This is a genomic window from Ruegeria sp. AB6 (genome assembly GCF_056542685.1).
The window spans coordinates 23,955-34,932 of record NZ_JBQGAD010000018.1; the positions used below are offsets into that span (position 1 = coordinate 23,955).

Consider the following 10,978-nt stretch of genomic DNA (forward strand, 5'->3'; position numbering starts at 1 on the left):
TTTCTTCAGCCGGACTTTTTGCGCCGTGCCATGTCGGCATAGACCGCCAGAATGATGATTGCGCCGGTGACAACGGTTTGCCATTCCTGCGCCACGGACAGCACGCGCAGCCCGTTGGTCAGGACCGCCATGATCAGCGCGCCGATCAGCGTGCCCAGAATGGTACCGCGTCCGCCCGAAAGCGACGTGCCACCGATTACCACGGCTGCGATCGCCTCAAGCTCGTATCCCAGACCCAGCGCAGGTTGCGCCGAGTTCAGGCGCGAAGCGATCAGGATGCCGCCGATGCCGCAGATTGCACCCGCCAGAGCGTAGATGCGCATCTTCCAGGCGTCGGTGTTCACACCCGACAGGCGCACGGCCTCTTCGTTCGAACCCAAGGCGAAAGTGTAGCGGCCCAGAACCGTACGGCTCAGGATGTACGACGCTGCAATCGCCACCAGGAACAGGATCAGCACGCCGTTCGGGATGGGCAGCGCCGGGAAAATCTCTCCGATCAGCGACCCGCGCGAGATCTGGTCAAACCCCGGCGTGTCGTTGAAATAGATCGGCCGCGTGCCCGAGATGACCAGCGACAGGCCTTTTAGGATCAGCATCATGCCAAGCGTGGCGATGAAAGGCGGAATCTTCATCTTGGCAACGAAAGTGCCCGAGCAAAGCCCACAGAACGCGCCTGCCGCGATGGCCGCCGCCACGCCCAACAGCAGGGGCATCCCCAGATAAGTTAGCACCACGCCCGCGATCACGGCGCAGAAGGTCATCAAAGTGCCCACCGAAAGGTCGATCCCACCTGTGATGATCACCAGCGTTGCCGCCACCGCCAGCACCCCGTTCACCGAGGTCGCCTGCAAAATGGCGATCATGTTCGAGGTCTGCATAAAGTTCGGCGACGCAATCGAGAAGCCTATCAGCAGCGCGATCAAACTGGCAAAAGCCAGCAGCTTTTGATACGCGCCGCTGTCGGACAGTCCCGCGAGTGGTTTTTTCTTTTCAACGTCTGTTGCCGTGGTCATTGTGGTGCCCCCGTTACCTGCATCGCCGCCGCGCGTTGGGTGGCCAGATGCATGATGTCTTCCTGAGTAGTGTCTTTTCCGCCGGGCAGAATGCCGGTCAGTCGGCCTTCGCACATCACTGCGATGCGATGGCTCAGGCGCATGATCTCGGGCAATTCCGACGAGATCACGATGATAGTCTTGCCCTGCTCGGCGAGTTCTTCGAGCAGCTTGTAAATCTCGGACTTCGCACCGATGTCGATGCCCCGCGTGGGTTCGTCAAAGATCAGGATATCGCAATCGCGCAGCAGCCATTTTGCAATCACAACCTTTTGCTGATTGCCTCCTGACAGCAGTCGGACCTCTTGCACGTCCGAGGGCGTGCGAATGCCCAGCTGCGCGATATATCCCTTGGCCGTGGTGCTGATTTCACCGTCATTCAACACTCCTCCGGTGCCGGTGAACAGATCCATCGAAGCCAACGCGATATTGTCGCGCACGTTCATGCCGGTGGCCAGCCCGAAATGTTTGCGGTCCTCGGACAGATAGCCGATGCCCGCAGTCACGGCATCCTTGGGCGACTTGATCGAAACCTCTTGGCCATGAACGCGGATTGTTCCGCTGTCCTTCACATCCGCGCCGAAGATCGCGCGCGCAACCTCGGTCCGACCGGCCCCCATAAGGCCCGCGAACCCAAGAATCTCGCCCTTCTGGACCGAGAAGCTGACATCCTTGATCTCTTTGCCGCGATTTAGACCGGACACCTCAAGCGAAACTTCGGCGTCGCCAAGATCGGGCACGTCCAGAGGTTTCTCGTTCACTTCACGCCCAACCATCATGGCGATGATCTGGCTAATTGGTGTCTCAGCCGCGCCTACGGTGCCCACATATTCGCCATCGCGCATCACGGTGACGCGGTCGGCGATCTGCTTAAGCTCGTCCATTTTGTGACTGATATAGACGATGCCCACGCCCTCGGCCTTGAGGCGGCGAATGATCACGAACAGCTCGGCTATCTCGGCATCGTTCAGGGCCGCTGTGGGTTCGTCCATGATAAGAACCTTGGACCGGAAAGAAAGCGCCTTGGCAATCTCGACCATCTGCTGTTTCGCAATGGTCAGGCTGCCTACCAATGTCTTTGGATCCAGCGACAGGTTCATCGAGGCGAAAATCTCGGCCGTCTGTGCGTTCAGCGCGGCCTCGTCCAGTCTACCAAAGCTCTTGCGGGGCTCTCGACCGATAAAGATGTTCTGCGCTACGGTCAGATCATTCATCAGGCTCAGTTCCTGATGGATGATACCGATGCCCAGATCCTGCGCTTCGCCGGGCGTGCTCGGGCTGACCGACTTGCCTTCGATCACCAGATCACCACCGTCGCGCTGATAAATCCCCGACAGGATCTTCATCAGCGTGCTTTTCCCGGCACCGTTCTCGCCCATAAGTGCGTGAACCTCGCCCGAAAACAGATCGAACTGCACTGTTTTCAGCGCGTGCACGCCGGGGAAATACTTTTCGATCCCCGTCATGTCGACCAGTTTTGTCATGTTCCCTCCCATTGTACCCTCATCCCCTAGGGTGTGTGATTACATTACGGCGCCGATCTGCCAGGGGACGAATTCGACCCCCCCAAATCCCAGCTCTTCGCTTTTGGTTTTCTCGCCCGAGGCAACGCGGATCAGAATTTCGAACAATTCCTCTCCCTTCGCCTCGATGCTGACCCCATCGGTGACGATGTCACCGCAATTCAGGTCCATATCGTCGGCCATCCGCGCGTACATTTCAGAGTTCGTTGCCAGCTTGACGCAAGGGGTCGGCTGATAGCCCGAGACCGAGCCCCGCCCGGTAGTGAAAACGATCAGGTTCGCCCCTGAGGCTACCTGCCCCGTGACCGAGCATGGATCGAAACCGGGGCTGTCCATGAAAACAAAGCCCTTTTTGTCGACAATCTCGCCGAACTTGTAGACATCCCGCATCGGCGCTGTGCCGCCCTTGGCAACAGCGCCAAGCGATTTTTCCAGAATGGTCGTCAACCCGCCACGCTTGTTACCCGGGCTTGGGTTGTTGTCCATCTCGCCGCCATTGCGTTCGGTATAGTCCTCCCACCAATGAATGCGCTCAATCAACTTGGCGCCCACTTCAGGCGTTTCAGCGCGGCGGGTCAGTAGGTGCTCGGCCCCGTATACTTCCGAGGTTTCCGACAGGATTGTCGTACCACCGTGGCGCACCAGAAGGTCGGATGCATATCCCAGTGCAGGGTTTGCAGTGATGCCCGAATACCCGTCCGAGCCGCCGCATTGCATTCCAACCGTAATCTCGCTGATCGGCGCGGGTTCGCGCGTCACTTGGTTGGCAAGTTCGGCGATTCCCTTGATCTCGGCCAAACCTCGTTCAATCGTACGCCGCGTGCCGCCCTCGTTCTGAATGGTCATGTAGCGCAGCGCACCATCGGGGCGGATCGGACGACCCCCCACCAGGTCGGCTACCTGCATCACCTCACAACCCAGTCCGATCAACAGAATACCGGCAAAATTGGGATGCTGCGCATAGCCCGCAAGGGTGCGGAACAAAGTGGCATAGCCCTCATCCTTGCCGGACATGCCGCAGCCGGTGCCATGCACAATCGGCACCACGCCGTCCACGTTCGGATAAGCTTCCAACAGCCCTGATTTCTCGGCTGCTTCCGCAATGAATCGCGCGACTGAACCCGAACAGTTCACTGTGGTCAGAATGCCGATATAATTCCGCGTCCCCACCTTGCCGTCGGCACGGTGATAGCCCTGAAAAGTTCGTTCTTCTGCGATCTTCGGCAACGGGTCATTGGCCGACGCATATGCATAGTCCTGCTGATGCGCCCCCATGCCCAGATTGTGTACATGAATATGCTCACCTGGCGCGATGTCGGATTTTGCCTGCCCGATGATCTGACCGTAGCGGATGACATTTTCACCAGCCCGAATCGGCTCCACTGCGATTTTGTGGCCCCGCGCAATCTGTGACGTCAGCGGAGCCGAAACATCCGCCAGCTGCTCCCCCCCCTGCAAGTCGCGCAGAGCGATCACAATATTGTCATCCGGGTTCAACTTCACGACGTCTCGCGCCGCCTTCTCCAGAACATCTATGCCGCCGTTTGCTTGCATCACTTCCCCGCTTGCTTGGTCATGTTGCTAAGTGGAAAATCTGTACTTGTCAACTAACATGTTAGAATGCTAAATCACAAACCATGAACAAACCTCAGGACATTGACGCCGCTTTGCTGCCTGTGATCTCGTCAACGGAAGGGTCGCTGACCCAACGGGTTCATCAATCTTTGAAGCAAGCGATTCTGGCGCTGGATTTTCCACCCGGCGCAAACCTGCGAAAAGCTCCGGTGTGCGAGCGTCTGGGTGTGTCACGCGCACCCGTCGCTGACGCAATCGCGCGGCTAGCGTCCGAGGGACTGGTGGATGTGGTCCCGCAATCGGGCACCCGTGTGTCCTATTTCTCGATGGACGAAATCCGCGAAGGTGTTTTTCTGCGCGAAGCGCTGGAGCTGGCCACTGTCGCCAAGGTCGCGCGGGATCTGACCGAGGATCAGCGTAAACGGCTGAGCCGCAACATGCGCTTGCAAGAGCTTTTGATCGAGGACGAGGACATCCCCGGATTCTATCAGGCAGATGAAGAGTTCCACAGCATGCTGATGGATTTCACCGGGTTTCATCGCCTTGCGGATGTGGCGCAGACGGTGTCGCTTCAGGTCAGCCGAGCCCGTATGCTTCTGTTGCCGACACCTGGCCGGGTGGTCGAAACTTTGGCCGAACACCGGGCCATCTTCGATGCAATCGCCAATCGGGACGAACGCGCCGCACAAGACGCGATGCATATCCATTTGGGGCAGTTGATGCCACGCCTAGAAGAACTCGAACGGCAAAAGCCCCATTTGTTCAACCTCACACAAAAGTCGAATTGCGAGACCGAATGACCGTTTCCCAGACAGAACTACTGAACAATCGCACAGCACGCCCTGTCCCTTTAACCCGCATGGGCTTTGGTGGTGCGCCGCTGGGGAATCTATACCGCAAGGTTTCGGATGCTGACGCGCAAGCGGCTCTGCAGGCGGCTTATGATTCAGGCATCCGCTTTTTTGATACCGCACCGCAATATGGCCTTGGTCGATCCGAGCAACGTTTTGGCGAAGCAATCGCCCGATTTGGGCGCGAGAACATCCAGCTGTCGACCAAGATCGGGCGGCTTCTGCTGGATTGCGAACCCCACGAAGTGACACCCGAAGCCTTTGTCGATGTCCCACAGAAACGGATCGTGTTCGACTACACCTATGACGGTGTAATGCGGTCATACGAGGCCAGCCGTGAACGGATTGGTGTGGCTAACGCCGATATCCTTCTGGTCCATGACGTCTGCGTTTTCAGTCAGGGCAGCCAAGAGATGTCCGACGCCAAAGTGCGCGAGCTGTTTGACGGTGGCGGGTACAAGGCGCTGGTTGAATTGCGTGAAGCGGGTGAAATCGCGGCAATCGGCGCAGGCGTGAACGAATGGCAGGTTTGTGAAAAACTGTTAGGACTTGGCGATTTCGACGGGTTCCTGCTGGCCGGTCGCTACACTTTGCTGGAGCAAGAGGCTTTGGACAGTTTCCTGCCGCTTTGCGAAAAACGCGATGTCGGGATCATTCTGGGCGGCCCCTACAATTCGGGCATTCTGGCCACGGGCGCGGTTCCGGGTGCTAAATACAACTACGCCGACGCGTCCGAAGACATTTTGGACCGCGTGCGCAAGATCGAGGCAGTCTGCGCCGCGCATAACACACCGCTGATCGCCGCAGCACTTCAATTCGTTCTGGGACATCCCTGCGTCAAGACTGTCGTCCCCGGCGCGGTCAGTGCCAGGGAAGTTCAGGCAAATGTTGCGTTGTTGGATCGCGAAATTCCAGCCGGTCTCTGGTCGGATCTGCGCGGTGAAGGCTTGATCCGGCCCGATGCACCCCTGCCAGCGGAGCTTGCCGATGCTACGTAATATTGATCCAATCCTGTCCCCGGACTTGCTGCACACTTTGCGGGCAATGGGCCACGGCGACGAGATCGTTATCGCCGACGCAAATTTCCCAGGCACAAGCACCGGACCAGACTGTATCCGCGCCGACGGGTCATCCGCCAGCGATGTCCTGCGCGCTGTCCTGTCGGTTATGCCGCTGGACAATTTCGTCTCCGACCCCGCTTTGACCATGCAGGTAGTTGGCAATCCGGATGCGGTGCCTGATGCCGTGGCGGATTTTCAGCGCATCATCAACGAAACCGCTGACAACCCGGCTGACGTACAGGGGCTAGAGCGATTTGCATTCTATGACCGCGCAGCGACGGCCTATGCCGTCGTACAGACGGGTGAGCGCAGGCTCTATGGCAATATCATCCTGAAAAAAGGGGTGATCGGTTGAAAATCGACGCGCATCAGCATTTCTGGTCAGTCGCGCGTGACGACTATGGCTGGCTTACCCCCGAATTGGCAGCGATCTATAGGGATTTTCTGCCGCATGATCTGTCCCCCATGTTGGAGCAGGCAGGCATCGGTGGCACGGTGCTGGTACAAGCAGCTCCGACTGTAGCTGAGACAGAATATATGTTGTCGCTGGCTGATCAGGCTGCCTTTATCAAGGGCGTCGTAGGTTGGGTTGACTTCGAAGCGTCGGCTTCACCAGCACAGATCGCTGCTCTGGCACAACACCCCGCTTTGGTCGGTTTGCGCCCGATGATCCAAGACATTGAAGATCCCGACTGGATGCTGGGCGACGCACTGACACCTGCCTTCGCAGCACTGCAATCCCATGATCTGACATTCGATGCGCTGACCTTGCCACAGCATCTTGGACCTTTGCGGCAGTTGCTGGCTCGGCATAAGAACATGCGTGTGGTGATCGACCACGGCTCCAAACCCTTAATCCGCGACGGGGTGATCGAGGGTTGGGCCGAGGATATGGCAGCGCTGTCCCGCGACACCGATGCGTTCTGCAAGCTATCCGGACTGGTGACCGAAGCAGCACAAGATTGGCAGATCGACGATTTGCGCCCTTATGTTCAGCACCTTCTGGATACGTTTGGCCCATCGCGCCTGATTTGGGGCAGCGACTGGCCAGTCTGCACGTTGGCCAGCTCTTATGAACGCTGGCTGGAAACCACCGACGCGCTTCTCAGCGCGCTGACTCAATCCGAACGCGATGCGATCCTCGGTGGGAACGCCGCGCGCGCTTACAATCTCAGGACCTGACATGACAACACTCAATCTGGATTCTGCCGGGCTTTGGCTTGGCCGTGTGGAACGGCCGGGTATCGGCCCGTGCGTGGTAACATTGCGCGAGGGTCAGGTGGTGGATATCACCGCCAAGAAGGCTCCTACCGTTCGCGACATTCTGGAACGCGACGACGCCGCGGATTACGTACGATCGGCCCCCGGCGAGGCGATCGGCCCGGTCGAAAGCGAGCATGAATGGCTGGCCCCCTGCGATCTGCAATCGGTCAAGGCCTGCGGTGTCACCTTTGCCGGTTCCATGGTCGAACGCGTGATCGAAGAACAGGCCGCTGGCGATCCGGCCAAGGCCGAAGCCATCCGCGCCCGCATCGGCGCGCGTATCGGCGACAGCCTTTCCAACATCACCCCCGGCTCCGACGAAGCCGCACAAGTCAAGCAGGCGCTAATCGACGAAGGCCTCTGGAGCCCGTATCTTGAGGTCGGTATTGGACCGGATGCTGAGGTGTTCTCGAAAGCGCAGGTGTTGTCATCCGTGGGCTTCGGTGCCGAGATAGGCCTGCACCCGATCTCAACCTGGAACAACCCTGAACCCGAGGTGGTCCTGGCGGTGAATTCGCAAGGTGAGATCAAGGGCGCGACACTGGGCAATGACGTCAACTTGCGCGATGTCGAAGGCCGCTCGGCCCTGCTGCTCAGCAAGGCCAAGGACAACAACGCATCCTGCTCGATCGGACCAATGATCCGCCTGTTTGATGACAGCTATACACTGGACGATGTGCGGCAGGCCGAACTGACCCTGACCGTAAACGGGCCGGATGGGTTTGTCCTGAACGGCGCGTCTTCGATGTCTCAGATCAGCCGCGACCCGGCGGATCTGGTGAAACAGACTATCGGGCGGCACCACCAGTATCCCGACGGGTTTATGCTGTTTCTGGGAACGCTCTTTGCGCCCACGCAGGACCGGGACACAACCGGCGGTGGTTTCACCCACAAGCTGGGTGATGTCGTCACAATTGCCAATGACCAACTCGGCGCATTAACCAATACGGTGCGCCTGTCGACCGAATGTCCCGAATGGCGGTTCGGGGCGTCTCATCTGATGCGAAACCTGGCCGAACGCGGCCTGTTGTAGGAATTTAGAAACATGTTGATCGGAAAACACCTGATTGCCGGCGAATGGCTTGGATCAGACGCCACCTTTAGCTCGGAGCCTGCTCACGGCCCAAGCCATGACTTCCCGGTTGGAACGCCCGCTCTGGTAGACGCTGCGGTTGAAGCCGCGGAGGAGGCCTTCGCCAGTTTCGGCTGGTCCACCCGCGCCGAACGTGCCGCCCTGCTGCGCAAAATTGCCGATGAGATCGACGCGCGCGGCGACGCCATCACCGAAATCGGCACACAGGAAACCGGCCTGCCCGAAGCCCGTCTGCAGGGCGAGCGTGGCCGCACCGTGGGACAGCTGCGCCTGTTCGCTGATCATATCGAAAAGGGTGACTATCTGGACATGCGCCACGACCAGGCCATGCCGGACCGCGCGCCCCTGCCCCGCCCCGACCTGCGGATGATCCAACGCCCGCTTGGCCCCGTGGCCGTGTTCGGCGCGTCAAACTTCCCACTGGCATTCTCGGTCGCGGGCGGCGATACAGCCGCGGCCTTGGCCGCAGGGTGCCCGGTTGTGGTTAAAGGCCACTCGGCCCATCCCGGCACTGGTGAGATTGTGGCTCAGGCCATCGACGCCGCGATCAAGGCTACTGGGGTGCACCCCGGTGTCTTTTCGCTGGTGCAGGGGGGCAAGCGTGACGTGGGCACTCGTCTGGTGCAGCATCCGCTGATCCGGGCCGTGGGCTTTACCGGCAGTCTGGGTGGCGGTCGCGCCCTGTTCGATCTATGCGCTCAACGCGATGAACCCATCCCGTTCTTTGGAGAGCTGGGCTCGGTCAATCCGATGTTCATCCTGCCTCAGGCCGCTGCCGCACGCGGGGCTGGGATCGGGACCGGCTGGGCCGGATCGCTGACCATGGGCGCGGGGCAGTTCTGCACCAATCCCGGCATCGCCGTTGTAGTCGACGGGCCCGAGGCCGACGCCTTCCAAGCCGCTGCCGAGGCAGGGCTGAACGCAACCGCCAACCAGACCATGCTGACCGATGGCATCGCCGACGCGTATCGCGATGGCGTGGCACGGGTGGCCGCTGGCACCGGTGTGACGCAGGTCATGGGCACAAGCTGCGCCGCCCGCGACGCGGCCCCATATCTGTTCGCTGTGTCAGGCGACGACTGGCTATCTGATCACAAACTGCAAGAAGAGGTGTTCGGCCCGCTCGGTATAGTGGTTCGCGTTCGCGACTCCGCTCAGATGCTGCAGGTCGCCCGCGCAATAGAGGGTCAGTTGACCTGTACCTTGCATCTTGACGACAGCGACACTGCTGACGCAAAGGCCCTGCTGCCGCTGCTGGAACGCAAAGCGGGCCGATTGCTGGCCAACAGCTTCCCCACCGGGGTTGAGGTCTGCGACAGCATGGTCCATGGCGGCCCCTACCCCGCCTCGACCAATTTCGGTGCCACGTCGGTTGGCACCCTGTCGATCCGTCGCTTTCTGCGCCCGGTCTGTTACCAGGACATCCCAACCGGCCTTTTGCCCGAAGACGTGTGAGAGTAAAGACTGGGATGCATAACCCCTCGGACCGATTGGCAGGTAAAACGGCCCTGATCACAGCGGCGGGTCAGGGCATCGGCCGCGCTACGGCCGAGCTGTTCGCGGCAGAGGGCGCGCAAGTCATTGCCAGCGACATCAATGATGTGTCGCTGGCTGAACTGGCCGAAGTTGCAGGGATCACGACCCTGAAGCTGGATGTCACGGATGCCGCTGCGGTCAAGGCGGCCGTAGCAGACCTGCCTGCATTGGATGTGTTGTTCAACTGTGCCGGATATGTTGCCGGCGGAACCATCCTTGATTGCAATGAGAGTGACTGGGACTTCAGTTTCAATCTGAATGTCAAAGCCATGTATCGACTTATTCGTGTGACCTTGCCCGGAATGCTAGGCAAGGACGGCGGATCGATCATCAACATGTCTTCGGTTGCATCGTCAATAAAAGGCGTGCCAAACCGATTTGCATATTGCGCCTCGAAGGCTGCGGTGATCGGATTGACTAAGGCCGTTGCCGCGGATTTTGTCCAGCAAGGCATCCGGTGCAACGCAATCTGCCCCGGTACCGTGGACAGCCCCAGCCTGCACGACCGTTTGCGGGCGACCGGTGACTATGAAACGGCAATGTCCGGCTTTATAGCCCGCCAACCGATGGGGCGCATCGGCTCGGCGGACGAAATCGCAGAGCTCGCGCTTTATCTCGCAAGCGACGCCAGCAAATACACCACCGGCCAGCCATTCGCCATCGATGGCGGCTGGACGATCTGAAGATAGTGAGGATTTTACGATGAAGTTGCTACGCCACGGCCCTGCCGGACAGGAAAAGCCCGGTATTCTGGATCAGGACGGTACGATCCGCGACCTATCTGGGGTGGTTGATGATATCGCAGGTGCAACGCTTGACGATGAAAGCCTGGCGCGCCTAAACGCGCTGGATCTTGCCAGCCTGCCCGCCGTCGATGCCAATACCCGCATCGGGGCCTGTGTGGGCCAGGTGGGTAAGTTCATCTGCATCGGCCTGAACTATGCCGACCACGCCGCCGAAAGCGGCATGGAGCTGCCCGCCGAACCAGTCATCTTCTTCAAAGCCACATCCGCCATCATCGGTC

10 protein-coding genes and 1 pseudogene are annotated in these 10,978 nt (G+C 59.5%); 8 read left to right on the forward strand and 3 right to left on the reverse strand.

The features are described 5' to 3' along the window. Positions 1-5: 5 nt before the first annotated feature. From ACR0DB_RS21565 to ACR0DB_RS21575, 3 genes are read right to left on the reverse strand one after another with little or no spacing between them, the layout of a single operon-like run. On the reverse strand, positions 6-1,013 hold the full coding sequence (locus tag ACR0DB_RS21565; protein WP_170355083.1) for an ABC transporter permease: 1,008 nt from the start codon (positions 1,011-1,013) through the stop codon (positions 6-8). After that, a complete protein-coding gene (locus ACR0DB_RS21570; RefSeq protein ID WP_480552888.1) occupies positions 1,010-2,536 on the reverse strand; it encodes a sugar ABC transporter ATP-binding protein in 1,527 nt (508 codons plus the stop codon). Before ACR0DB_RS21570 ends, ACR0DB_RS21565 begins: the two co-directional genes overlap by 4 nt. A gap of 39 nt (positions 2,537-2,575) precedes the next feature. After that, complete coding sequence (locus ACR0DB_RS21575; RefSeq protein ID WP_480552890.1) at positions 2,576-4,129, reverse strand: UxaA family hydrolase; 1,554 nt, start codon at positions 4,127-4,129, stop codon at positions 2,576-2,578. An 83-nt stretch (positions 4,130-4,212) separates the two neighbouring features. Here ACR0DB_RS21575 and ACR0DB_RS21580 point away from each other — a divergent pair, with 83 nt between their 5' ends. From ACR0DB_RS21580 to ACR0DB_RS21615, 8 genes and pseudogenes are all read left to right on the forward strand, one after another. Continuing rightward, entirely contained in the window at positions 4,213-4,950 is a 738-nt protein-coding gene (locus ACR0DB_RS21580) for a GntR family transcriptional regulator (protein ID WP_170775696.1), read from the forward strand. After that, positions 4,947-5,999 (forward strand): aldo/keto reductase, encoded by a 1,053-nt coding sequence (locus tag ACR0DB_RS21585; protein ID WP_480552892.1) that lies wholly within the window; start codon positions 4,947-4,949, stop codon positions 5,997-5,999. The genes ACR0DB_RS21580 and ACR0DB_RS21585 overlap by 4 nt, the downstream gene beginning before the upstream one ends. Beyond that, positions 5,989-6,417: an RbsD/FucU family protein gene (locus ACR0DB_RS21590; RefSeq protein WP_480552894.1), complete on the forward strand. Its 429-nt coding sequence runs from the start codon at positions 5,989-5,991 to the stop codon at positions 6,415-6,417. The genes ACR0DB_RS21585 and ACR0DB_RS21590 overlap by 11 nt, the downstream gene beginning before the upstream one ends. Next, complete coding sequence (locus tag ACR0DB_RS21595; RefSeq protein WP_480552895.1) at positions 6,414-7,244, forward strand: amidohydrolase family protein; 831 nt, start codon at positions 6,414-6,416, stop codon at positions 7,242-7,244. Before ACR0DB_RS21590 ends, ACR0DB_RS21595 begins: the two co-directional genes overlap by 4 nt. A 1-nt stretch (position 7,245) precedes the next feature. Next, positions 7,246-8,358, forward strand: a complete 1,113-nt coding sequence (locus tag ACR0DB_RS21600; RefSeq protein ID WP_480552897.1) for a fumarylacetoacetate hydrolase family protein — start codon at positions 7,246-7,248, stop codon at positions 8,356-8,358. Between the two features lie 12 nt (positions 8,359-8,370). After that, positions 8,371-9,873, forward strand: coding sequence for an aldehyde dehydrogenase (NADP(+)) (locus ACR0DB_RS21605; RefSeq protein ID WP_480552899.1), 1,503 nt, complete (start codon positions 8,371-8,373; stop codon positions 9,871-9,873). Positions 9,874-9,887: 14 nt separating this feature from the next. Next, positions 9,888-10,637 carry an SDR family oxidoreductase gene (locus ACR0DB_RS21610; RefSeq protein ID WP_480552901.1) on the forward strand — a complete coding sequence of 250 codons (750 nt, stop codon included), beginning with the start codon at positions 9,888-9,890 and terminating at the stop codon, positions 10,635-10,637. A 19-nt stretch (positions 10,638-10,656) separates the two neighbouring features. After that, a pseudogene (locus ACR0DB_RS21615) lies at positions 10,657-10,978 on the forward strand (2-hydroxyhepta-2,4-diene-1,7-dioate isomerase); the annotation flags it as partial.